Origin of the sequence: Paracandidimonas lactea (assembly GCF_021653995.1) — a bacterium.
Classification (GTDB): domain Bacteria; phylum Pseudomonadota; class Gammaproteobacteria; order Burkholderiales; family Burkholderiaceae_B; genus Allopusillimonas; species Allopusillimonas lactea.
Genome location: NZ_JAJJOZ010000004.1, coordinates 147,278 through 171,199, shown reverse-complemented (window position 1 = coordinate 171,199; position 23,922 = coordinate 147,278). Strand labels below are relative to the sequence as shown.

Annotated in this window: 22 protein-coding genes; 15 read left to right on the top strand and 7 right to left on the bottom strand. The window is 61.6% G+C overall.

Features of this window, described 5'->3' with window-relative positions:
* Nucleotides 1-66 precede the first annotated feature (66 nt).
* From lepA to rarD, 7 genes are read left to right on the top strand one after another with little or no spacing between them, the layout of a single operon-like run.
* Nucleotides 67-1,860 carry a translation elongation factor 4 gene (gene lepA / locus LOL23_RS09665; RefSeq protein ID WP_160979732.1) on the top strand — a complete coding sequence of 598 codons (1,794 nt, stop codon included), beginning with the start codon at nucleotides 67-69 and terminating at the stop codon, nucleotides 1,858-1,860.
* A gap of 28 nt (nucleotides 1,861-1,888) precedes the next feature.
* Nucleotides 1,889-2,776, top strand: coding sequence for a signal peptidase I (gene lepB / locus LOL23_RS09660; RefSeq protein WP_160979734.1), 888 nt, complete (start codon nucleotides 1,889-1,891; stop codon nucleotides 2,774-2,776).
* Nucleotides 2,731-3,531 carry a ribonuclease III gene (gene rnc / locus LOL23_RS09655; RefSeq protein WP_160979736.1) on the top strand — a complete coding sequence of 267 codons (801 nt, stop codon included), beginning with the start codon at nucleotides 2,731-2,733 and terminating at the stop codon, nucleotides 3,529-3,531. Before lepB ends, rnc begins: the two co-directional genes overlap by 46 nt.
* Before the next feature lies 1 nt (nucleotide 3,532).
* A complete protein-coding gene (gene era / locus LOL23_RS09650; RefSeq protein ID WP_160979738.1) occupies nucleotides 3,533-4,420 on the top strand; it encodes a GTPase Era in 888 nt (295 codons plus the stop codon).
* The gene (recO, locus tag LOL23_RS09645; RefSeq protein WP_160979740.1) at nucleotides 4,413-4,997 is read left to right on the top strand and encodes a DNA repair protein RecO; all 585 of its coding nucleotides are present in this window, start codon (nucleotides 4,413-4,415) and stop codon (nucleotides 4,995-4,997) included. Before era ends, recO begins: the two co-directional genes overlap by 8 nt.
* Nucleotides 4,998-5,002: 5 nt before the next feature.
* Nucleotides 5,003-5,620 (top strand): PIN domain-containing protein, encoded by a 618-nt coding sequence (locus LOL23_RS09640; RefSeq protein ID WP_202411724.1) that lies wholly within the window; start codon nucleotides 5,003-5,005, stop codon nucleotides 5,618-5,620.
* Complete coding sequence (gene rarD / locus LOL23_RS09635; RefSeq protein ID WP_160979742.1) at nucleotides 5,617-6,510, top strand: EamA family transporter RarD; 894 nt, start codon at nucleotides 5,617-5,619, stop codon at nucleotides 6,508-6,510. The genes LOL23_RS09640 and rarD overlap by 4 nt, the downstream gene beginning before the upstream one ends.
* A 46-nt stretch (nucleotides 6,511-6,556) precedes the next feature.
* Here rarD and LOL23_RS09630 read toward each other — a convergent pair whose 3' ends face one another.
* The 3 genes from LOL23_RS09630 to LOL23_RS09620 all read right to left on the bottom strand — a co-directional run bounded on the left by LOL23_RS09630 (nucleotide 6,557) and on the right by LOL23_RS09620 (nucleotide 9,378).
* Nucleotides 6,557-7,261 (bottom strand): Bax inhibitor-1/YccA family protein, encoded by a 705-nt coding sequence (locus tag LOL23_RS09630; protein WP_160979744.1) that lies wholly within the window; start codon nucleotides 7,259-7,261, stop codon nucleotides 6,557-6,559.
* 135 nt (nucleotides 7,262-7,396) lie between these two features.
* Complete coding sequence (locus tag LOL23_RS09625) at nucleotides 7,397-7,879, bottom strand: DNA polymerase III subunit chi (protein ID WP_160979746.1); 483 nt, start codon at nucleotides 7,877-7,879, stop codon at nucleotides 7,397-7,399.
* Nucleotides 7,879-9,378, bottom strand: a complete 1,500-nt coding sequence (locus LOL23_RS09620; protein WP_237173523.1) for a leucyl aminopeptidase — start codon at nucleotides 9,376-9,378, stop codon at nucleotides 7,879-7,881. Before LOL23_RS09620 ends, LOL23_RS09625 begins: the two co-directional genes overlap by 1 nt.
* Before the next feature lie 92 nt (nucleotides 9,379-9,470).
* Here LOL23_RS09620 and lptF point away from each other — a divergent pair, with 92 nt between their 5' ends.
* Nucleotides 9,471-10,589 (top strand): LPS export ABC transporter permease LptF, encoded by a 1,119-nt coding sequence (lptF, locus tag LOL23_RS09615; protein WP_160979750.1) that lies wholly within the window; start codon nucleotides 9,471-9,473, stop codon nucleotides 10,587-10,589.
* 19 nt (nucleotides 10,590-10,608) lie between these two features.
* Here the strand turns inward: lptF and LOL23_RS09610 are convergent, their stop codons facing one another.
* Nucleotides 10,609-10,983, bottom strand: a complete 375-nt coding sequence (locus tag LOL23_RS09610) for a DUF423 domain-containing protein (protein WP_237173522.1) — start codon at nucleotides 10,981-10,983, stop codon at nucleotides 10,609-10,611.
* Between the two features lie 132 nt (nucleotides 10,984-11,115).
* Between LOL23_RS09610 and LOL23_RS09605 the strand changes: the two genes are divergently transcribed.
* The 7 genes from LOL23_RS09605 to LOL23_RS09575 all read left to right on the top strand — a co-directional run bounded on the left by LOL23_RS09605 (nucleotide 11,116) and on the right by LOL23_RS09575 (nucleotide 20,629).
* Entirely contained in the window at nucleotides 11,116-12,753 is a 1,638-nt protein-coding gene (locus tag LOL23_RS09605; protein ID WP_237173521.1) for an isovaleryl-CoA dehydrogenase, read from the top strand.
* Between the two features lie 299 nt (nucleotides 12,754-13,052).
* On the top strand, nucleotides 13,053-13,700 hold the full coding sequence (locus LOL23_RS09600) for a thermonuclease family protein (protein WP_237173520.1): 648 nt from the start codon (nucleotides 13,053-13,055) through the stop codon (nucleotides 13,698-13,700).
* Between the two features lie 11 nt (nucleotides 13,701-13,711).
* The gene (locus LOL23_RS09595; RefSeq protein ID WP_439652086.1) at nucleotides 13,712-15,925 is read left to right on the top strand and encodes an ABC transporter substrate-binding protein; all 2,214 of its coding nucleotides are present in this window, start codon (nucleotides 13,712-13,714) and stop codon (nucleotides 15,923-15,925) included.
* Nucleotides 15,922-16,899, top strand: a complete 978-nt coding sequence (locus tag LOL23_RS09590) for an ABC transporter permease (protein ID WP_160979758.1) — start codon at nucleotides 15,922-15,924, stop codon at nucleotides 16,897-16,899. The genes LOL23_RS09595 and LOL23_RS09590 overlap by 4 nt, the downstream gene beginning before the upstream one ends.
* Before the next feature lie 7 nt (nucleotides 16,900-16,906).
* On the top strand, nucleotides 16,907-18,415 hold the full coding sequence (locus tag LOL23_RS09585; protein ID WP_160979760.1) for an ABC transporter permease: 1,509 nt from the start codon (nucleotides 16,907-16,909) through the stop codon (nucleotides 18,413-18,415).
* Entirely contained in the window at nucleotides 18,412-20,130 is a 1,719-nt protein-coding gene (locus tag LOL23_RS09580) for an ABC transporter ATP-binding protein (protein ID WP_237173519.1), read from the top strand. The genes LOL23_RS09585 and LOL23_RS09580 overlap by 4 nt, the downstream gene beginning before the upstream one ends.
* Nucleotides 20,131-20,167: 37 nt before the next feature.
* Nucleotides 20,168-20,629: a DUF1178 family protein gene (locus tag LOL23_RS09575; RefSeq protein ID WP_160979762.1), complete on the top strand. Its 462-nt coding sequence runs from the start codon at nucleotides 20,168-20,170 to the stop codon at nucleotides 20,627-20,629.
* A 100-nt stretch (nucleotides 20,630-20,729) separates the two neighbouring features.
* Here the strand turns inward: LOL23_RS09575 and efp are convergent, their stop codons facing one another.
* The 3 genes from efp to LOL23_RS09560 all read right to left on the bottom strand — a co-directional run bounded on the left by efp (nucleotide 20,730) and on the right by LOL23_RS09560 (nucleotide 23,782).
* Nucleotides 20,730-21,287: an elongation factor P gene (gene efp, locus LOL23_RS09570; protein WP_160979763.1), complete on the bottom strand. Its 558-nt coding sequence runs from the start codon at nucleotides 21,285-21,287 to the stop codon at nucleotides 20,730-20,732.
* Between the two features lie 138 nt (nucleotides 21,288-21,425).
* Nucleotides 21,426-22,556 carry an elongation factor P maturation arginine rhamnosyltransferase EarP gene (earP, locus tag LOL23_RS09565; protein WP_160979766.1) on the bottom strand — a complete coding sequence of 377 codons (1,131 nt, stop codon included), beginning with the start codon at nucleotides 22,554-22,556 and terminating at the stop codon, nucleotides 21,426-21,428.
* A 23-nt stretch (nucleotides 22,557-22,579) separates the two neighbouring features.
* Nucleotides 22,580-23,782 (bottom strand): DUF2863 family protein, encoded by a 1,203-nt coding sequence (locus LOL23_RS09560; protein ID WP_160979768.1) that lies wholly within the window; start codon nucleotides 23,780-23,782, stop codon nucleotides 22,580-22,582.
* Nucleotides 23,783-23,922: the final 140 nt, after the last annotated feature.

The following is a 23,922-nucleotide window of genomic DNA, read 5'->3' as shown; positions in this document are numbered from 1 at the left end:
TTTTTTTATGCCTTAAGCGGCAATTTCCATCATCTTCTAGCATTTTCAAGGTTTTCGCCTTCTTTTATGGATCATATCCGCAATTTCTCCATTATCGCCCACATCGACCATGGCAAGTCCACGCTTGCCGATCGCCTGATCCAGCGTTGTGGAGGCTTGGCGGATCGAGAAATGTCCATGCAGGTGCTCGATTCGATGGACATCGAGCGTGAGCGTGGCATCACCATCAAGGCACAGACCGCCGCGTTGCACTACAAGGCACGCAATGGCGAGATCTACAACCTCAATCTCATCGACACGCCGGGCCACGTCGACTTCTCGTACGAAGTCAGTCGTTCCTTGTCGGCCTGCGAGGGGGCCTTGCTGGTGGTCGATGCTTCGCAGGGGGTCGAAGCACAGACAGTTGCCAACTGCTATACCGCTATCGAGCTGGGTGTCGAAGTATTGCCAGTACTCAACAAAATGGATCTTCCTTCGGCCGAGCCTGAAAATGCCCGCGCAGAGATTGAGGACGTCATCGGCATCGAGGCCGGCGATGCTATTTTGTGCAGTGCAAAAACCGGGCTGGGCATCGACGAAATTCTCGAGCAGGTTGTGGCCAAGGTGCCGCCGCCCAAAGGCGATCCGGATGCGCCGCTCCAAGCGCTGATTATTGATTCCTGGTTCGACAACTACGTCGGTGTCGTCATGCTGGTGCGCATCGTTAATGGCCGCCTGCGTCCTAAAGACAAAATCTTGCTCATGGCCACCCATGCCACGCACTTATGCGAGCAGATTGGCGTGTTCACACCGAAATCGGTAGAACGCGACGTATTGTCCGCCGGCGAGGTGGGCTTTGTGATTGCCGGCATCAAAGAGCTGGAGCATGCCAAGGTTGGCGACACGATCACGCTGGCTGGCAAGCCGGCTGCCGCGCCGCTGCCCGGTTTCAAAGAGGTCAAACCGCAGGTGTTCGCAGGCCTTTATCCGGTGGAAAGCAGCGAGTACGACCAGCTTCGCGATTCGCTCGAGAAGCTCAAGCTCAACGATGCGGCGCTCATGTTTGAGCCCGAAGTCTCCCAGGCGCTGGGTTTTGGCTTCCGCTGCGGCTTCCTGGGCCTGCTGCACATGGAAATCGTGCAAGAGCGCCTGGAGCGCGAGTTCGACATGGATATCATCACCACGGCGCCGTCTGTGGTGTACGAGGTTGAACAGCGTGACGGCTTGGTTTCCATGATCGAAAGCCCGTCGCGCATGCCCGAAGTGGGCAATATCGTTGAAATCCGTGAGCCCATCGTTACAGTTACGCTATTCATGCCGCAAGAGTACGTCGGCCCCGTCATGACACTGTGCATGGCCAAGCGAGGGGTACAGCTGAACATGAGCTACCATGGGCGCCAGGTGCACCTTACCTATGAGATCCCGCTGGCCGAGATCGTGCTCGACTTTTTTGACAAACTCAAGTCGGTGTCGCGCGGCTATGCGTCGATGGACTATGAATTCAAGGAGTACCGCGCCGCTGATGTGGTGCGCGTCGACTTGCTCATCAACGGCGACCGCGTCGATGCACTCTCCATGATTGTGCACCGCGCCAATGCACGCTACCGCGGCCGCGAAGTGGTTTCCAAGATGCGTGGCCTGATCCCGCGCCAGATGTTCGATATTGCCATCCAGGCAGCTATCGGCGCCGAGGTCATCGCACGCGAGAACGTGAAGGCTTTGCGCAAGAACGTCCTGGCCAAGTGCTACGGCGGGGATATCAGCCGCAAGAAGAAACTCCTCGAGAAGCAGAAGGCGGGTAAAAAACGCATGAAACAGGTGGGCAACGTCGAAATCCCGCAAGAGGCGTTCCTGGCCATCCTGCAGGTAGATGATAAATAAATATGAACAACAACAAGGTATTGCTGGCATGAGCTGGGATTTCGCGCTGATTCTTTTTGTGCTGCTGGTACTGACCGGCCTGGTGTGGTGCCTGGATTTCGTCTGGCTCAGGAAACGCCGGCGGGCGACGGCGGTGGCCGCAATGGCCGCCACGGCACCCGCGGTAAAGGGCCTGCCGGCAGACGAAGCGGGTCATATTCGCCAGGAAGCCTACGACAAGGCCAACAAGGCGCCGTGGTGGGTCGAATATTGCGTCAGTTTTTTCCCGGTGATATTGTTTGTATTCCTGCTGCGCTCCTTCGTGGTCGAGCCGTTCCGTATCCCATCAGGCTCCATGCTGCCCACGCTGCAAAATGGCGACCTCATCCTGGTCAACAAATTCCAGTATGGCATCCGCCTGCCGGTGGTCGACCGCAAGGTGATCGACTTGGGTACGCCGCAGCGCGGCGACGTGCTTGTGTTTCGCTACCCGGTGGACCCGAGTGTGGATTACATCAAGCGCGTCGTAGGCCTGCCCGGCGACGTCGTCGAGTATCGCAACAAGGTGCTGTCCATCAATGGCCAGGAGGTTGCCCGCGCGCGTGACGGCGATTACTTCGAGCCCGATCGGTCGGCTTATGTGGGCCGCTACGTCGAGCAGTTGGGTGCGATTTCGCACCGCATACTGCTGAATACGCAGGCGCCGCAAGATTTCATGGCTATCACCAACTACCCCTACCGCGACCGTTGCGAGTACCTGCCCAATGGCGTGCGCTGCACGGTACCCGAGGGGCATTATTTCATGATGGGCGACAACCGCGACAATAGCCTGGACAGCCGCTACTGGGGTTTTGTGGCTGATCGCAACATCGTTGGCCGGGCTTTCTTCATATGGATGAATTTCAGCGATCTCGGTCGCATAGGCGGGTTCCAGTGAGCAAACTCGATACGCTGCAGGCTTCGCTGGGGCACAGCTTCGGCGCGATTGCTTTGCTTGAGCAGGCCCTCACGCATCGCAGCCACAGCGCGCATCACAACGAGCGCCTGGAGTTCCTGGGCGATTCGGTCCTCAATTTCGTGGTGGCCGCGCTGCTGTACGAGCGTTTTGCGCGGATCGATGAGGGCGACTTGTCTCGGCTGCGGGCTAATCTAGTCAAGCAGTCCGCGCTGGCGGAGATTGCCGGCCGCCTGTCGCTCTCGCAGTATCTGCGGCTGGGAGAAGGCGAGCTCAAGAGCGGGGGCTTTCGCCGCCCGTCTATCCTCGCCGATGCGGTCGAGGCGGTTTTCGGGGCCATTTACCTGGATGGCGGGTTCGATGCGGCGCACAAGGCAATTGCGAAGCAGTACGAGCCCATCCTGGTCAATGTAGACCCCAAAACACTGGGTAAAGACCCTAAAACCTTGCTGCAGGAGATGCTGCAAGGCCGCAAACTGGATCTGCCCCTGTACACGGTGCTGGCTACACATGGCGCCGCGCACAGCCAGACGTTCGAGGTTGAGTGCCAGGTGCCCAAGCTCGATATCCGGGTCACCGCCGGCGGTGCCAGCCGCCGCGCGGCGGAACAAGCGGCTGCTCAGAAGGCCATAGAGGCTATCTTGGCGCTGGCGCCTGCCAAGGGCGCGCGCGGCCATCGAGCCCGCAAGTCGGCACAGCTTACACTGCCGGTGGCGATCGCCCAGGAGAACAAATAGCATGACAGACCCATTTCGCTGTGGTTTTGTGGCCGTCATTGGCCGGCCCAACGTAGGCAAATCCACGCTGGTCAATGCCTTGATCGGCAGCAAGATTTCCATCGTCTCGCGTAAGGCTCAAACCACTCGACACCGTATTCATGGCGTGCTCACCCGCAAGCACGATCAGTTCGTGTTTGTCGATACGCCGGGCTTCCAGACGCGTCATGGCGGCGCCATGAACCGTATGATGAACCGTGTGGTAACCCAAGCGCTGGCCGAGGTGGATGTGGTGGTGCATGTGGTCGAGGCCGGCAAGTGGTCGTCGGGTGATGCGCAGATTCTGCCTCTGCTGCCTGCCCCTGAAAAAACCATTCTGGTTGTCAACAAGGTCGACCTGCTAAAGAGCAAGAACGACATGTTCGCCTACGTGGGCAAGATTACGTCGCAGTTTCCGTATGGCGCGGTAGTACCCGTGAGCGCGCTGCGCGGCATACAGCTCGAGAATCTTCTGGCCGAGATCGGCAGCAGGCTGCCGGAAGGCGAACCCATTTTCGAGGCCGATACCCTTACGGATCGGCCCATGCGTTTTATTGTGGCCGAGCTCATCCGCGAGAAGATCTTCCGTCTGGTGGGCGACGAGCTTCCCTATGGCTGTACCGTAGTGATTGAGCAGTGGGAAGAAAACGACGAAGGCGCCCGTATTGCTGCCTGCGTGGTGGTCGAGCGGGAGTCGCACAAGCCGATTTTGCTGGGCGCAGGTGGCGCCCACATGAAGCGCATCGCCACCGAGGCGCGGCAAGACATGGTCAAGCTGCTCGAAAAGCCCGTCTATCTGGATGTCTACATCAAGGTGCGCAAGGGCTGGTCTGATCGCGAGAGTGCCCTGCGCGAACTCGGCTATGAGTAAACGCGCGCAGCGCGTGCAGGATGCCGCTGGTTATTTGCTGCATGCGCTGGCATGGCGCGAAACGTCGCTCATCATTCAGGTACTTACCCGCCAGTATGGCAATGTGGCGCTGGTCGCAAAGGGTGCCAAGCGACCGCATTCGGCGCTGCGGCCCGTTCTGTCGGCCTTTCAGCCGCTATTGCTTTCCTGGTCGGGGGGTGGTGAGGTCAAGACTCTGACGCATGCTGAAAGCGTGGGCATACGCCGCCTGGGTGGCCGCGCGTATATGTCGGCTTGGTATATGAATGAGTTGTTGCTGAGGCTCTTGCCGCGCGAGGACGCGCATCCTGTCGTTTATGATGCCTACGAGGCGGCGTTGATCCGGCTGTCGGGCGATACGCCGGCCGCCAGCGCTTTGCGACGTTTTGAATGGGTGCTGCTCAATGAAACCGGATACGGTACGGGCGAGCCCGCCCCCGATTTTGATGATCTCAGGCAGGAGCCAGCTCTGCGCCAAGCGTTGCGCGAGCGTCTGGACGCGTTGCTGCAACGTCCATTGCAGACGCGCAAGGTATTGATGGAGTTGCAGAAATTTTGAAGCTCATGCCTGACCTGATCGTGCTGGATACATGCGTCCTGATTTCCAATGTAATGCGCGAAGGTTTGCTGAGCCTGGCGCGCCAAGGCTGTTATCTGCCCGTCTGGAGTGCCGTCATCGGTGATGAGTGGCGGCGTAATGCGGCACGTCTGTGGGCGATGCCCGCACAAGACGTGCAGGCCCAGTGGGATACCCTGCAGCACGATTGGCCCCGTGCTTGCTTGGGTGATGTGTCGGCCTGGAAGGAGGGCCTGAGGCGCAGCGATCCCAAAGATATGCACGTGGTGGCGGCGGCGCGCAAGGCTGCCGGTGACCCGGCTGGCGTGCGTCGCGTGGCCATTGTCACACGCAATGTGCGCGACTTCCACCGCGGTGAGTTGTATCACCTGGGCCTGGAGCTGTTGGACCCGGATCAATTGCTGTGCCGTTGCCTGGCGCATCATCCACAGGCTGTGCAGGCCATGCTGGCGGCAGTGCCCGCGTATGCCATGGCGCATGGCCGCGAGCCTGAAGCGCTGGAAACCATACTCAGGCGCGAACGTCTCTTTCGTTTCAACCGGTTGGTTCATGCGCTTGATCGTGAGGGCGCGCCACCAGCCACCACTGTCCCGGTTCCGGCATGAAGTACGGTGTTGCGTTATCAGTCCTATCGTCTTGCCTGTTCGCGCTGCTCTATTTTTACGCAACCGTTCTGCAGCCGCTCAATGGCGAGCAGGTCTTTGCGTGGCGTATTGTTCTGGGCTTGCCGGCGCTCGCGTTGATTATCGCGCGCAAGCGCGCCTGGCATGAGGTTCGCGATATTGTTGCGCGCCTGCGGAGCGAGCGCGCCTTGTGGCTGCTGCTGCCGCTTGCCGCGCTATTGATTGGTGTGCAGCTCTGGTTGTTTGTATGGGCACCGCTGCACCAGAAGGCGCTGGACGTGTCGATGGGCTATTTCCTACTGCCGATCGTCATGGTGCTGGTGGGGCGGATCCTCTACAACGAACGCCTGTCCCGCCTACAGCAGGCGGCTGTCTATACCGCGCTGTTGGGCGTGTTCCACGAGTTGCTGAGCACGGGCGCATTTTCGTGGGCCACCGCGGTCGTCATGTTCGGCTATCCCCCTTATTTTGTCTTGCGGCGTTACCTGAATATGGGGTCCTTGGGTGTCCTGTGGTTCGATATGCTGTTCATGGCGCCCGTGGCGCTTGCGCTGCTGTCGGTGTCCGTCGATGGCATGAACGCCTGGGAACAACTCGCCGCCTATCCGCGTTTGCTGATTCTCGTGCCGCTACTCGGGCTGATAAGCTCTGTAGCACTGGCCGCATACTTGCAGGCCAGCCGGGTATTGCCACTGGGGCTGTTCGGTCTGCTGGGGTATGTGGAGCCGGTGCTGCTTTTCGGTGTGGCGCTGTTCTTTTTGGGCGAACCGGTGGAGCCGCGGGCTTTGCTCACCTATGTGCCGATCTGGATTTCCGTGATGCTGGTGGCGGGCGATGTCGGACGCCAATGGCGGCGTCGCGCCCGTACATGAAAAAACGCCCGGCATGCCGGGCGTTTGTTGAGGGGCACGGAGTAGTTTACTCGCGGTCGCCGCCGAATATGCCCAGCAGCATCAGCAGGTTGGCAAAAATGTTGTATAGGTCGAGATAAATGGCCAAGGTGGCCGACACGTAGTTGGTTTCACCGCCGTTTATGACGCGCTGCAGGTCGACCAGCAGCAGGGCCGAGAAGATGCCTATGGCCAGCACGGATACAGTGAGCATGAGCGCCGGCAGTTGCAGGAAGATGTTGGCCAGCGAGGCGACGATCAGCATTACCACGCCGATGAACAGGAACTTCTGCATGCCCGAGAAATCGCGCTTGCTGGTGGATGCAACGCTTGCCATGGCACCGAATACCGCAGCGGTGCCGCCGAAGGCCAGCATGATGAGCTGCGAGCCATTGGCCAGGCCGATCACGTGGCCGAGCAGGCGTGACAGCATGATCCCCATGAAGAACGTGAACGCGAGCAGCAGGGCAACACCCAGGGAGGAGTTTTTGTTGCGTTCGATCATGAACATGAGGCCAAACGCGCCGATGAGGAAAACGATGGCGCTCATGCCGGGGCTGGCGCCCATGACTTGGTTGATGCCGGTGTTCAGGCCGACGAGCGCACCCAGCACGGTGGGCACGAGCGATACGGCCAACAGCCAGTAGGTGTTGCGCATGACACGGTTGCGGACGGCCTGCGAAGCAATACCGTACTGGCCGGTGTCGGCGACGGATTGACGGAAGTCGGTCATGGTGATGTGTATTCCTATAGTGGTGAGTACTTTAGGGATAAGAATAGCTGACAAATTGCTGAATGCGCAACGGGTATTCGCAGCAGCGATGTTCTTTTGGCTCGCTGCGGCCGTAAAGGTTCCGTATCGCGTTCTTCAGCCGCGCGGTTGATGGCCGGAGACGTCGTGGGCGTGGAGGGAGAGCCCGCTGGCTTGATATTGGCGCCAGCGTTCGCGAGCTGCGTTTTTGTCTTCGGTGTGGTTGGAGACAATTTCAAGTATGCGTGCGAAGCGCTCGGGTGCTGGTGGGCAGTACAGGTCGAGATTAAGCAGCCACGCGGAGGCATCGCCTTCGGCAGGCGTCGCCGATTTGTCAAAAAGCGCTGCTGCCTGGGCGAGTTCATCGGCATTGCCGACCAGCAGCACCGGCGTGGTCGGCGCCAGGGGATCGGCCACCGCGACGTGCGGTATGAACGCGGTGGCGTCAAAGCCCCACAGCAGGCGATCAAACTTGGCCAGCCGGGAGGCGTCTTGTGTATAGACCAGCAGGCGCCGCCCCGCCAGGTACTGCTTGCGTGTTACCTCGCAGGCCATGCGCAGGCGGTCGGCCGCGCCGAAAGCAAAATCGACCCGTGTCATCAACCCGCTTGGCCGAGCAAATAATGCACCAGCAGCGGAACCGGCCGGCCCGTTGCACCCTTTTCTTTGCCGCTGCGCCACGCGGTGCCCGCGATGTCCAGGTGGGCCCACGGATAGCTTTCGGTGAAGCGCGACAGGAAGCAGGCCGCGGTAATCGCGCCGCCATCGCGGCCACCGATATTGGCCATGTCGGCAAAATTGGAGCGCAAGGATTCTTGATAGGGCTCTTCGAGGGGCAGCCGCCATGCTGTGTCGTTGGCGGTGCGCCCGGCCTGCAGAAGTGTTTCAGCCAGTGCGTCGTCTTTGGTGAACAGGCCCGCGTTAACGTGCCCCAGCGCTACTACGCACGCGCCCGTGAGTGTGGCAATGTCGATGACGGCGGCAGGTTTGAAGCGTTCCGCGTAGGTGAGGGCGTCGCACAGTACCAGCCGCCCCTCGGCGTCCGTGTTGAGGATTTCGATCGTCTGGCCCGACATACTGGTGACAATATCGCCCGGCTTGTTGGCGCGGCCGCTGGGCAGGTTCTCGCAGGACGCGATCAGCCCGATCACATCGCGGTCGAGTTCGAGCTCGGCTACCGCACGCAGCGTGCCCAGCACCGATGCGGCGCCGCACATGTCGTACTTCATCTCATCCATGGCAGCCGCGGGTTTGAGCGAAATGCCGCCGGCGTCGAAGGTGATGCCCTTACCAACCAGCACGATCGGCGCCTTACGATTGCGGCCGGCCTTGCCTGGCGCCGTGTGACGCAGCACGATGAAGGCGGGAGGCACATAAGAGCCGCGGGCCACTGACAGGAAGGCGCCCATTTTCAAGGCTTCGATTCGTTTCTGGTCCAGCACCTCGGCCTTCAGGCTTTTGAATTCGCGCGCCAGCTTGCGGGCGGTGTCGCCGAGATAGGCCGGCGTGCAAATATTGCCGGGCAGGTCGCCCAACTGACGAGTGAGGTTCATGCCGTTGCCGATGGCCAGGCCCTCGCGCTGGCCGGCCTGCGCCTGGGCCGCCTGCGCGCGGGTGACCCAGTGCGCGAGCTTGCCAAGCTTGGGGCGAGGATCTTGCTTTTTGCCGAACGTACCCTCGTAGCGGTATACCGCAGCCACTGCAGCGCTGGCTGCAGTACGAGCGCGTTCGCGGATGCTGGCACCGCCGCACTCGATGCTGGCCAGCGTGCTCACACCTTCTGCCAGCCCGGCATCAGCGCAATATTGCGCAAAGCCGCGCTCGGCGCCGGCATGAGCGGCGGCGTTATAGGCTGCCTGCTTGCCGAGCCCAACCAGCACCACACGCGCAGCGGTGACGCCGGGTAGGTTGCGCAGCGTCAACTGGCTGTTCGGGCGGGCCTTGAACTCGGATTTCAGCACAGCGCGCAGCGCGCCATCCGCGGCACGGTCGATGACGTCCGCTGGCGCCGACAGCTCGCCATCGGCGAACACGCCGACGGCCAGCGCCGCCGTCTTGATTTGATGCAAAGATGCTGTTGTCAGTGTGCTAAATTCCATACAGATTTCCTTTTTCATTGGCCCCGGGGTCTGGCCGGATCTGATCCGAGAATATTCGGCAGAATGCCTGGCATTATCCCGCAAATTGTCTCATGTCTCTATTCAAGCGTTCCGTTGTCTCCGAAATCATGAGTCACGCCGGCATTGTGTTTTCCACGCTGCTGATCGTCTGGCTCAGTGTGCTTCTGGTGCGCCTGCTGGGCGAGGCCGCCAACGGTACAATCGGCGCCGATGTGGTGTTGGGCCTTGCCACGTTCTCCAGCATTACCGCTCTGCCCGTGATTCTGTCCGTGTCGCTGTTCATTGCCGTGCTCACCACCATCACGCGGGCGTTTCGCGAATCCGAGATGGTAGTGTGGTTCGCCAGCGGCCTGTCGCTCAAAGATTGGGTGAATCCGGTGTTGCGCTGCGCGGTGCCGGTGGCGCTCCTTATTGCCGTACTCACCTTGGGGGCGTCGCCGTGGGCGTATCGGCAGATTGGCGAGTATCGTCAGCGCTACGAGCAGCGCTCCGACTTGTCCAAGGTGGCCGCAGGCCAGTTCATCGAAACCGAGGACGGTGCACGGGTGTTTTTCGCCGAAGAGCCTACGCGCCCCGAAGAGGAACTAGGCAAGGTTGTGGCGCGCGTGCTGGATGAGGGTTGGCTCAGCGTAATCGCCGCCGACAGTGCCCATATCGAAACAGAAGCCAATGGCGATCGTTTTCTGGTGCTTAGCGCCGGCCATCGCTACGACCTGAAGCCGGGGCAGGCCGAGTTCCGGCTTGCCGACTTCGAGCGTTATGGCATGCGCCTGGAAAGCAATGCCGCCGTCAACTCGCCCGAAGCGGTGCGGCGCCTGGCTGAAAGCCAGATCAAGGCGCGCCCCACCACGTTGTTGATAACCGATGACAGCAACAATGCGCGTTCACAGATCATGTGGCGCCTGGCCATGCCGCTTGCAGCACTCAACCTGGCCCTGCTGGCCATCCCGTTGGGCGCGGTCAACCCGCGACTGGGCAAATCGGGCGATTTTCTCATTGCAGGACTGGTGGGGCTGCTGTACATGAACCTGATCAATCTTTCGCGAGGCTGGATTGGAGCGGGGGTGCTCAGTTTCGGCCTTGGTCTGTGGCTGGTGCATGCGATATTCGCAGGGCTGATGGCTTATATGATGTGGCGCAGGTTGCGCGTCAAGGCGCCGCGCCGCCAACACCGGGCGGTGCGCGCGTAATACCCGCGTGCCTGCCGCGTCACGTTGATCGCACGGCAGCCCAGGCCAATATCCCCCAGCCTGCCAAAAAGGCCATACCGCCTATGGGCGTGATGGCGCCCAGCCATGTCGCGCCTGTCAGCACCAATGCGTAAAGGCTGCCACTGAAAATCAGCACGCCGGCCAGCATCACCGTGGCCGCGGCATTGAACAATGCCGAGCCAAACTGCTGTGCCAGCAGGGCTGCCAACAGCATGCCCAGGCCATGCACCAGTTGATACAACACAGCGGTGTGCCATATCCCCAGCATGTCTGTGCTGACGACACGCTTGAGGCCATGCGCGCCAAAGGCGCCTGCTGCAACCCCAAGCAACATGAGGATCGCGGCAATAGTCACAACATGGCGGGTGGGCATGAGATGCTTCCTTTTTGGCTCGGGTTTCATGTGCCGGCGCCGAGGCAGTTGCACCCGCACCGATTCAGGCGATACTGTAGCAGTTGAACCCTGCGGGGCGTAGGCCCCGTCAATGCAGACGGGAGGCGCATCATGAGCTGGACCACGCACGATGTGACGAACCAGCCACCCGAGCTGGTTGATTACAACCTATACGACACCGACATGGCGCTGCGCGAGGGCGTACGGCGCGAAGGCGCATCGGCGCACGAGGCGCGCTTGGTGGAGTATGGTGCGGCGCTGGGGACGCAAGAGGCGGCGGAATGGGCGGATCAGGCCAACCGCTGCGGGCCGGTGCTGCAGGCCTTTGATGCCCGAGGCTATCGTGTCGATCGCGTTCGCTATCATCCGGCTTGGCTGCACTTCTTGCGTATGGCGTATGCGCAGGGCATGCACGGTACGGCATGGAGGGCGGCGGGGGGCGGGGCGCAGGTGGCGCGGGCGGCGGCCTATTTGATGCATGGGCAAATCGAAGCCGGCTCGCTGTGCCCCGTCACGATGACGGCCGCCGCAATTCCGATATTGCGCCAGGAAAGCTGGTTTGCCAGTATCGAGCCTTTGCTGTATTCGCAAACCTACGACGAACGCGATATACCGCTGGCGCGCAAACGTGCCATGGGCGTGGGTATGGGTATGACGGAGAAGCAGGGCGGATCAGACCTGCGCGCCAATACGACGCGCGCCACGCCTGTGCATGAGGGCAGCCAAGGACGCAATTACAGGCTGGTAGGCCACAAGTGGTTTTTCTCGGCGCCCACGTCCGACGCGCACTTGGTGCTGGCGTACGCTCATGACGCGTTGTCGTGTTTCTATGTGCCGCGTTGGCTCGAGGATGGCAGCCGCAACGGCATCCGCATCCAACGACTGAAAGACAAACTTGGCAATCGTTCCAATGCCAGCGCGGAGATCGAATTCCAGGACGCTATGGGCGTGATGGTGGGCGAGGAAGGGCGGGGTGTGGCCACGCTGGTGGAGATGGCCTCGTATACCCGCCTGGATTGTGTGCTGGGCAGCGCGGCACTGCTGCGTGCCGGCGTGGTGCGCGCGGTGCACCACGCCCGGCATCGCATGGCATTTGGCAAACTTCTAGCCGAACAGCCGCTGATGCAAAGCGTGCTTGCCGACCTTATCCTCGAAAGCGAGGCGGCATTGGTACTGGCGCTGAGGCTGGCCGGTGCGCTCGATGCACGGGGCGATGCCGATCAGGATGCATGGCGGCGCCTGATGGCGCCGGCTGCGAAGTTCTGGGTCTGCAAACGCGCCATCCAGGCCGTCGCTGAATGCATGGAAGTGCTGGGTGGCAACGGCTACATTGAAGAAGGGCCGCTGGCACGGCTTTATCGCGAAACACCGGTCAACGCCATTTGGGAGGGCTCGGGCAACATTATGTGCCTGGATGTGCTGCGCGCCTTGCAACGTGACGCTAGTGCGGTCGACAGGGTGCAGGCGCTGGTGCGCGACAGTACCGGCGACAGCCGGACTGCGGCGCGTGCGAAGGCTGTGGGACAAGCGCTGGCTGACCAACAGGCTTTGCCTGCGCGGGCACGGGAGGTTACCTGCAGCCTGGTATTGCTTACACAGGCCATGCTGCTGCGTGCGCATGCGCCGCAATTCGTGGCGGATGCCTTTATCCAGTCGCGCTTCGGGCCGGCGGGGCAGGGTGTATTCGGCGCCTGGGCGCCATCCGGTGCCATTGCCCGTGCACTTATCGACCGCGCCTGGCCGGCTTGAGGCGCAACTGGGATCGCCGCGTGCGTCATGGGCAAGCCGGGTGCCCGCAGCAGTGCATGCGTCGCCAGCGGCCACCGCCGCCGGGGCGGTGGGGCGTGGACCATCACTCTGGCCGCTCCGGCGCCCTGTCAGGCCTGTTGGGCGCAAGCCATAGGCCTGGGGCCTGTTCTGTCGTTCAGGCTCAGTCGTCACGGAGTAATACCCGGGTAACGCGCTTTTCCGCGACACCCTATAATCGTTCGGCCCGGATCCCATAACCATGGATGTAGGCGGGTATATATGCAGAATGCGGGAAGCCTGTGAATATTGTCCGGAATACTGTGGTGCGCGCCTGGGCGCGCACAATCTTTGTTTGTCGCCCATGGCGCAGTGCGCTGGAGCAGGCGGTGTTTGGCCTGATCGTGGCCGGCCTGTTGCCGGGCCTGTCGGGCAGCGTGTTTGCCCAGCCTCGTGCCGAACTGCCCAGTGGTGGTTATGAGCTTGCCGGCCGCGTGGTACGGGTGGCCGATGGTGATACCTTGACTTTGCTGGTCAATGGCGGGCAGCAAAAGGTGCGGCTGGCCAGCATCGATGCGCCCGAAGTCACCAAAGACGCGCGGCAGCCAGGCCAGCCCTACGCGCAGGCATCGCGCGAATCACTGGCAGATATGGTGGCGGGCAAAAACCTGGTTCTGCGCTGCTACGAACGCGATCGCTACAAGCGCAACATCTGCGACGTGCCGCTGCCCGATGGTGACACCGCTAATCGCCGCCAGGTCGCCCGCGGCATGGCTTGGGCCAATATGGAAGGCCGAGGCCGGTATATGCGAGACGACGCCTTGCCACGCCTGCAGGAGCATGCCCGTCGCCAGCGCCTGGGCCTTTGGCAGGATCGTGACCCAGTGCGCCCCTGGCAGTGGCGTTATCAGTGCTGGCGGCAAAAGCAGTGCCAGGGCGCGCACGAATGACGCCGGCGCTGCTGCGCGCAATCGGCCCCCTGCTGGGGGCGGCCCTCGTCCTGCTGCTTGCAGCGTGCTCGCGCGAACCCATCAACAGTCCCTACGCGCGCGACAAAATCAGTGAAAACGTGCTGTACACCGCTTTCACGCAGCGTTCGCCCAAATACCTGGATCCCGCCAGTTCCTATTCCACCGACGAAACGCCGTTCACATATTCGATCTACGAGCCGCTGTACGGTTACGATTACCTGGCGCGGCCCTACAAACTGATACCGCGCGCTGCCGCGGCCGTTTCGCCGCCCGCCTACTATGACAGCGAAGGCAAGCGGCTGCCGGATGATGCGCCGGGCGAACAAGTGGCGGTGAGCATCTACGACGTCCCCATCAAGCGCGGCATTCTCTATGCTCCCCACCCCGCCTTTGCGCGCGGTGCCCACGACAGCTATGTATATTGGCCGCTCAAGCCCGGCGAGCTTGACAACAAATTCGGGCTGAACGATTTTGCGCAGACCGGTACCCGTGAATTACTCGCCGCCGATTACGTCTATGCATTCCGCCGTTTGGCCAGTCCCCGTGTCGTGTCACCCATATATGGCACGATGGCCGAGCATATTGTCGGCATGCGCGAGTACGGCGAGGCGCTCAAGCGCGCCGAAGCCGCCGTCAAGCCGGATCCGTCCACCGGCATGCGGCCTTGGCTCGACTTGCGCGCCCAAGGGTTCGATGGTGTGCAAGCACTGGATGACCATACTCTGCGCATAAAAGTCATCGGCAAATACCCACAGTTCAAATATTGGCTGTCGATGACATTTACCGCGCCCATCCCTTGGGAGGCAGACCGCTTTTACCACCAGCCGGGCATGGCGGAGCACGATCTATCGCTCAACACCTGGCCCGCCGGAACCGGCCCCTATATGTTGGTCGAGTCTATCGTCAACCGCCGCCACGTACTGGCGCGCAATCCCAACTTTCGCGGTGAGCCCTACCCCTGTATAGGTGAACCAGGCGATCGCGAAGCCGGCCTGCTCGATGACTGCGGCAAGCCCACGCCGTTCATCGACCGCATCGTGTTTTCCCTTGAAAAGGAAAGCGTGCCGCTGATGGGCAAGTTCATCCAAGGCTATTACGACATACCCGACGCCGCGGCTGGCGATTATGGTGTGGCCATGACGGTCGCCGCGTCGGATTCCGCTGAAAAAGCCGCCCTGTATGCGGATCATGGCCTGCAATTGCGCAGCGCCACTGAGGCACAGCTGTTCTACCTGGGGTTCAATTGGCTTGATCCCGTGGTGGGCAAGGGCGATACGCCAGCGCAGCAGCAAAAAAACCGCAAGCTGCGCCAAGCCATCAGTATTGCCTTCGACTGGGAGCAGTTTGTGGCAATCTTCCAGAACGATCAGGCACAGGTTGCGCAGGGGCCCATTCCCCCTGGGGTGCTGGGCTACCAGCCGCCGCCGGCAGGCATCAACCGCAACGTCTACCAGGTGGAGGGCGGCCATGCGGTACGCAAACCTATCAGTGAGGCAAAGCGGCTGCTGGCCGAGGCAGGCTACCCCGACGGCCGCGATGCCAAGACCGGGCGCCCCCTGATCCTGTATTTCGACTCTTCCGGCGGTATGGGCTCCAGCGCGATGCTCGACTGGATGCGGCGCCAGTTGGGTGAAATCAATATACAGCTCGAAGTGCGGGCCACCGACTACAACCGTTTCCAGGACAAAATGCGCAACGGCACCGCGCAGATGTATATGTGGGGCTGGGTGGCGGATTACCCCGATGCGGAAAACTTTCTCTTCCTGCTGTATGGGCCCAACGCCAAGGCCGGAAAAGGCGGCGAAAACGCCTCTAATTACAGTAACCCTGCGTACGATCGCCTGTTTGAGCAGATGCGCTACCTGGATGACGGGCCCGAAAAAGAAGCGCTGGTGCATCGGATGGTAGATATCGTGCGCCATGACGCGCCCTGGATGTTCGGCTGGTTTCCCAAGTCGGGCGGCGCTTATCAGGCTTGGGTGCACAATGCCAAGCCCACCCAGATGGTGCGCAACACGCTGCAGTACCTGCGCATCGATCCGAGCATGCGGGCACGCAAAATAGACGCCTGGAACCGCCCGGTGTGGTGGCCGCTATGGCTGTTGGGCGTGCTGGCTGCTGCCGGCATGGTTTACGTGTGGCGCGCCGCCAAGCGGCGCGATCGCCTCGCGGCCAGCGGCGCGCGGGTCGGAGACTCATCATGACGCGCTATGTTTTACGGCGGCTCCTCTACGGTGCGCTCATTCTGGTTGGCGTCAACCTGCTCACATTTGTGCTGTTCTTCGCCGTCAACACGCCAGATGACATGGCGCGGCTGGCGATCGGGGGGCAGCGCGTGAGCCAAACTGCCATCGACCGCTGGAAGGCCGAGCGCGGCTATGACAAGCCGCTGTTCTTCAACGCCGAGGCAACCGGCTCAAGCGCCTGGACCAATACAGTTTTTTACCAGCGCTCTGTGCCGCTCCTGCGCTTTGATTTCGGCTTTTCCGATCAAGGGCGCGACATCGGCCACGAGGTTGGCGCTCGCATGGTGCCCAGCCTCGCCCTTGCGTTACCCACGTTTGTGCTCGGGTTGGCGGTATCGATCGCGTTTTCGCTGCTGCTGGTGTTTTTCAAGGGCACACAGCTTGATTTTGCCGGGGTGGTGATCTGTGTCGTGTTGCTGTCCATCTCGGGCCTGTTCTACATCATTGCCGGGCAGTGGTTGTTTGCGAAGGTGCTGCAATGGGTGCCGTATTCCGGGTATGTAGATGGTTGGGCCAGCGTACGTTTTCTGGTATTGCCGGTGCTGGTCGGCATTATTTCTGGCCTGGGGTCACAGGCGCGCTTTTACCGTACCTTGTTCCTGGAAGAGGCTGGCAAGGATTACGTGCGCACTGCTCGCGCCAAGGGCCTGCGCGAAAGCGCGGTGCTGTTCCGGCACGTGCTGCGCAATGCAATGCTGCCCATCCTCACTGGTACTGTCTCGGCCATCCCATTGTTGTTCATGGGTAGCCTGATTTCCGAGTCTTTCTTCGGCATACCCGGCTTGGGCAGTTACACCATCGATGCCATCAACGCCCAGGATTTTTCCATTGTGCGCGCCATGGTGTTTCTCGGCTCGGCCCTCTATATCGTGGGGCTGATACTGGCTGATATTTCCTATACGCTCGCCGACCCGCGCGTACGATTCGAGTGAGCGCGCCATGCCCAAGTTTGTGTTTCTCTGGACTGACGTTTTCATCCTTCTGCTTGCGGCGGGGATATTGGCTTATGCTTGGCGTGTCAGGCGCAGTGCTTCGCTGCGCCAGGCCTGGGCCCACATCGGCCGTACAACGTCAGCCATGTGCGCGGCGGTGGTGCTGGTTTTCTTTGCCGGCGCCGGATTGCTTGATTCCATTCATTATCGGCCGCTGCTGCCACCCGTGGCGGGGCAGGCGGGCACGCCGGTCTATTCGCCCGTGCTGCGCTCGGCGCTGGACGATCTGCTTGTGCTCACCAATCTTTCCGCGCGTGAGCAAACGTACTCGGCGCCGTTGGCCATTCGGCGTTTCACCAAGGAAACCGAGTTGATCGACGGCGAGCCAGTGCGTGATTATCCCCGCTTGAAGCACGCCGGCCAGGGGGTGGAAGACGGCGCCACACACCACGCGGACGTATACCGGCGGCTTGCGACGGGCTTGGCAATAGGCCTTGCCGCCAGCGCCGTTGTGGCGGGGCTGCTGACGCTGGCGCATCTACGCGGCGGTCGAGGCACGGGCGCAGCCTGGCGAACCTGGTGGCGCGGCGAGGCCGACATGCCCTGGCGCGCCATGTGGCTCACGCTCAGCGTGCTCTTGTTGCTCACCAGCGTCGCGCTGGCCCTGAGCACTAATTACCATGTGCTGGGCACCGACCGCACCGGCAACGATGTGCTGTGGCAGTGCATCAAGAGCATACGCACCGCGCTGGTAATTGGTACGCTGACTACGCTTGCCATGCTGCCACCGGCGCTGGTGTTCGGCATTTCGGCGGGCTACTTCAAAGGCCGTATCGACGATATCATCCAGTACGTTTACACCACGCTCACATCCATACCCGGCGTATTGCTGATCGCAGCCTGTGTGCTCATGATGCAGGTATATATCGACAACAATCCCGACCTCTTCGACACCGTGGCTTCCCGGGCCGACCTGCGCTTGTTCCTGCTTTGTATGATCCTGGGCCTGACGGGCTGGGCTGGTTTGTGCCGGTTGCTGCGCGCCGAAACCTTGAAGCTGCGCGAACTCGAATACGTGCAGGCCGCCCGGGCTTTCGGCATCAGTCATTGGCGCATTATGCGCCGGCATCTGCTGCCCAATGTCATGCACATCGTGTTGATCACGCTGGTGCTTGAGTTTTCCGGGCTGGTGCTGTACGAGGCGGTTCTGTCCTATCTGGGCATAGGTGTGGATCCTAGTACGCCCTCGTATGGCACCATGATCGATTCCGCGCGGCTGGAAATGTCGCGCGATCCGATGATCTGGTGGAATTTGCTGGGTGCATTCGTCTTCCTGCTGGCCTTGGTGCTGTCGGCCAACATTTTTGCCGATGCGGTGCAGGATGCCTTCGATCCCCGCATGCGACGCTTTCGAGCCCGGCCGGGCGGGGCAGTGCAGGCTGTGTCCCTCGGCGCCGCCGGTACGGCCGAACGTGCGGCAGGTGCGCGCGGCGCGTCGGATGGAGGCCTGCGATGAGCGCGACGTACGGTATGCCGCCTCAGGGGCAGGGTAACGGTGTTCAAGCGGAGCCGGTCCTGGACGTCCAGGCGCTATCAGTTCAGATTTCCGGTGAAGCGGGGGTCAACGAGGCCGTCAAGGCTCTCAGCCTGACCATCGCGCGCGGCGAAACCTTTGCCCTGGTAGGAGAATCGGGCTGTGGAAAAAGCATGACGGCGCTGGCCTTGCTGCGGCTGCTGCCCGAGGCGGGCCGCATTGTTGCCGGCCGGATCATGCTGGGCGGTACAGAGCTGAACGGCCTGCCCGAGCAGGGCATGCGCGCTGTTCGCGGCGGCGCGATCGGTATGATTTTCCAGGAGCCCGCCACCAGCCTGAACCCGGTGATGACGGTGGGCGAACAGTTGTACGAGACTTTGCGCGCACATACCCGTCATCGCGGCCAGGCGCTGAAGGAGCGTGCCGCGTGGTGGCTCCAGCGGGTTGGTATTCCCGATGCCGTCCGACGCCTGAATGATTACCCTTTCCAGTTTTCGGGCGGGCAGAAGCAGCGCATCATGATCGCCATTGCGCTGGCGGCTGAACCCAGGCTGCTGGTTGCCGACGAGCCTACCACCGCGCTGGACGTTACGGTGCAGGCGCAAATTCTGCAGCTGCTGGCCGACATCCAGCGGGAGATGGGCCTGGCCATTTTGCTGATCACTCACGACCTGGCCGTGGTCAAGCACGTTGCCGACCACGTGGCCCTGATGCGTCACGGTGAAATCGTTGAAACCGTGGATGCCGCCACCTTTTTCCGTGCGCCGCGTCATCCATACGCGCGCGAGCTGCTGGCGGCTATTCCCACGTTCGAGAAACGCGGCCAGCCGCTCTCAGCCAGTGCCAGCCAGCAAGCGGCCGTAACGCCGGATGCAAGCGCCCCCACTGTACCAACGGCTGGTGGCTTATTGTTGTCGGTACGCGGCCTTACTGTTGCTTATGCCCGGCGCGGGCCCTTCTGGCGCCACCGACCCGAGCCGGTGCGCATCGTCAAAGGCGTTGATTTTGATCTGGCGGCGGGTGAAACGCTGGCGCTGCTGGGTGAGTCAGGCTGCGGCAAGACAACCATTGCCAAGGCGATGCTGCGTTTGCTCGATAAACAGGCGCAGGTGGGCGGCGAAGTGTTCTTCAAGGGCGATAACGTGCTGACCGCGCGCCGACGTGGCATGAAGGTGCTGCGCAAGTCCATGCAGATTGTGTTCCAGGATCCTTATGCGTCGCTGGATCCGCGCATGATGGTCGGCGAGATCTTGGACGAAGGCCTCGCGGCCTTGCATCCCGAGCGCTCGCGTACGCAGCGCGGCAATCAAGTACGCCGGTTGCTGGACAAAGTCGGTTTGCCGCGCGATACCGTAGGCCGCTATCCGCACGAGTTCTCGGGCGGGCAGCGCCAGCGCATTGCCATTGCACGCGCGCTCGCAGTGCAGCCAGCGGTGCTGATCTGCGATGAGCCTACGTCGGCGCTGGACGTCTCAGTGCAGGCGCAGATACTGGATTTGCTGCAGAATCTGCAGGTCGAGCTGAAAATCGCCTATTTGTTCATCACGCACAACTTCGGGGTAGTGGAATACTTGGCAGATCGGATTGCCATCATGCACGCGGGTACAATAGTGGAACAGGGTGCTGCGCAGGATGTACTGAAACAGCCGGTGCACCCCGAAACCCGCCGCCTGCTGGCCGCCGTTCCGCGTCTGTAGGGCTTGAACGCGAAGCGTGCGCCCTCATATTACCCTTATGGCACTTAAAGTTTACGATCTCGAGTGCGAACACGGCCACGTATTCGAAGGCTGGTTCGGCTCGGAAGACAACTACGAATCGCAGCGCGCGCGCGGGCTGCTGGCTTGTCCCGTCTGCGGCAGCCAGCAAGTCAGTAAAAAGCTGTCCGCGCCACGGCTCAATGTCGGGCATGCCAGGTCGGGCGGTAGCGCCGCGCCCCAGGCCGCCGCAGAGCAGCCCCAGGCTGCGCACGTGGCGCAGATCCAGGCTGAAGTCATGCGGCGCATCCGCGAAATCGTGCGTGCAACCGAAAACGTGGGCGACCGCTTCGCCCAGGAAGCCCGTCGCATGCATGAAGGCGAAGCCGAAGAGCGCGCTATACGAGGCACTGCCACGCCGTCAGAGCGCGAAGCGTTGGCCGCCGACGGCATTGCAGTCATGCCTATTCCGGATTTCCTCGACGACGACCGGCTGCAATAGCCGGGTATATGAAATAAAAAAGCCGGGGCGCATGTGAAGCGCCCCGGTTTTTTTTGGATGCTGCGGCGGCGTACCCCGTTTGGTGGGGAGCCGTACGCCGTTACATGACACGGCTGCGGTATTCGCCCGTGCGCGTGTCGATTTCGATCTTGTCGCCGATGTTGCAGAACAACGGGACAGCGACTTCCATGCCGGTGTTGGTTTTGGCAGGCTTGAGTACCTTGCCCGAGGTGTCGCCCTTGACAGCCGGTTCGGTGTAGGTGATTTCGCGTACAACGATGGTGGGCAGTTCGACGGAGATGGCGCGGCCATCGTAAAACACGACTTCGACCTGCATGCCTTCTTCGAGGTAGCTCAGGGCGTCGCCCATGCTCTCGGCCTCGACTTCATACTGGTTGTACTCGGCGTCCATGAAGACATACATGGGATCGGCAAAGTAGGAATATGTGCATTCTTTCTTGTCGAGCACCACGACTTCGAACTTTTCGTCGGCCTTGTAGACGGACTCGCTGCCCGACCCCGACAGCAGGTTCTTGAACTTGAGCTTGACCACGGCCGAGTTGCGGCCCGATTTGTTGTATTCGGCCTTTTGCACGACGAGCGGGTCGCTGCCGACCATGACAACGTTGCCGACACGTAATTCTTGTGCGGTTTTCATGAAATATAAAACTCCGGTATGGATGCTCCGCCAAGAGGGGGGTGTGGGCCGGAGCAGACTTGCAAAGCGTGGTATTTTAACGCGTTCGACAGATTTTCGCTTATCGGACGGCTAGTTGCGGTTCAAAAATGATGTTCGTCAAGGGGAGCGCACGGTGGCTTGGCGTTGCGTGGAGACGAAATCCACCAGAGTGGTGGCCAGGTCGGTACGCCCGGCCAATGTGGTGCACCAGCCAGCCATGGCCGAGGACCACTGCGCCAACGGCGCCGGCGCCAGCAGCGGTGCGAGTGCGGCGTACAGACTGGTTTCATCGCTGGTGTTCCAGGCCCGCATGGCCTGTTTCACTGCATCGTTCAAGGGGGAGCAAGCCAGCCAGGCGTCCAGCTTGAGCAGGTGGGCCTCATCTTGTTGTCGGTAGATGTGCCAGAGCAGCGGGCGGCCAGCCCAGAGCCCGCGTACCAGTGAGTCCTCTCCGCGCACGCAGTTCAGGTCGCTGCTCCATAGAAGCCGGTCGAAACCGCGCTGATCGATGAAGGGGATGTCGCGTACCCGCACAGCGCCATGCGTACCCCGCGGCAAGCCTGGGCAAACGCCGGTTGGCACCAGCACAATACTTGGCACGGCGCGGCTTGCCAAGGCCTTCAGCAGCGCCCGTGCCGGCGCATCTGGGTAGCAGAACAGCATCACCTGCCGCGCACGGCCTTCCAGCAGCGCTTCTACATCAGTACTTGCGAGCCCCAGGGCGTTGAGCAGCGCGGCACGCTCGCTTGGCCGTGTCAGCCAGCGGTCGCGTTCCTGCAGCAGGCCGGGCTCGCGCGGCAAGCCGCCGGTTCCAGGCACGAAGCCGGGAAAAAAGAACGCTTTGCGGATGCCGCTGGGCTGCAGGGAGGGCAGGGCGTGGCAGCCGCGTACCCAGTCTTCGGCGCTGAGGTATTCGAGGTTGACCCAATCACTGCCGCGTTGGGCCATGGCGTGGATGAATTCGGCCGGTGGATCGCAGGCGAAGGCCTCGATCACGACGTCATGAGGCGGCGGTAGATCGGCGCTCGAATGCCAGTGCCGGATTTCCACACCCGCCGCGTGTTGGATGGGCGCGCCTGTATCCACCCCAGGTTGGATACGAGCGAAGCTGTGCAAGTTATCCACCCAGAGTCGCACAGCGCCGACCCGGGCCATGGCGGCAAGCTGGCGCGCGAGGCGCCAGCACACGCCGATATCGCCGTAGTTGTCGATGACCCGGCAGAAGATATCGAAGGTCAGGGCAGACATCCCTAAGGTGGAACCCCTGCGCGTCAGTGGAAGTGGATGGGCGTCATGTCTGCCTCTTCTGGCAGCTCGGGGTGCATCATTTCGCCCAGCGCATTCGGAAACAGTGGCGCACCGCAGTCGTCGCAGAATTCGATCGGATACAGGCCGGGCAGACGGCGCACGTCGCCCACGCCTTGCTCCTTGAGCAGCGCGGCAATTTCGTCGGGCACATCGATCTCACCCGATTCCATGCCGTCCGCCACCGCCTCTTCGCGGCTGAGCACCGGCCAGACACAGCCATAGATGACATCGTTATTTTGTCGCGTGGAGAAGCCGACCCGGTATTCCTCGATCGCGCTTTCGCCGCAACCCGCGATGACTGCGCGCAATTCAGCACCGGTAAGGTGCACGGCTGCCTGGAGCCAGGTAATGGCGGCCTTGAGCGCCAGCGGCCGGATGCGGCGGTCGGCTTCGCGGCTATTGATGTAATACGCATCAGGCTGCAGGAACTCGACCTGGCAACCCGTGAACAATGGGGAGATAACCGTGCTTGCCGCGTCGATCCAGGCATTGCGCACCAGGTCTCTGCCGGCCTGCCCGTCTTCGGCCTGAGGCGTCTGCCAGCGGAACAGTGCCTCGCCCTTGGGCACGGCAATGGCCCCGACGACGAAGCGAGCATCGGCCAGCAGGGTGTCGGGCTCGGTAGGCGAGTGAAGAGTACAGGTTTCGGCGGGTACGCCCAACGCCTGCTGCGCCAGCCGCTGCGTCCATTGCCGGGTTTCCTGGAAGGTTTGCGGCATTTGGTCGAAGCCCACCAGCGCGGGCAGCAGCGCGACTTTAGCAGCGGGCGCTGCGATGTACGCCTTGACGTGAGCAAGCAGCTGCGCGTTTTGATCGGCGGTCAGTGCTATGCCAGGCATCTTGTAGCGTGTCCAGGCCACCAGCGGAGCAGAAAACAGCAGGACGTCGTACTCGACGCCCTCGACCTGGATCTGCGTGGATTCGGATAGGGTCTCGGCCTGCTCGATCAGGATCTCGTAGGCGTTGGAGTCGGTGGCCGACAGGTGATCCAGCGCAGCTTCGATGTATTTATTCTTCTTGCCCAGCAGCAGCTTGTTCAGCTGGACGCCCAGGAGGTTTTCCCAATAGGCGTCTTCGAGGCGACTGCCCGAGCGGGCAAGCGCCGCGGCCAGGGCCAGCAGGCGTTGGGTATCGCGGGAAAAGCGAGAGGGCGAAGGTGCGGACATATGCAACGGCAAGCGTGAAAGTAATCAATAAGCTAGTGTACCCCCTGTACCCGGGAAAAAGCGCACGGGCGAGGCCGCAGCCTCGCCCGTGCGCGATTCTCCCGCACTGCGGCGAGCCCAGCAGGCGCGCCTTGACGGGG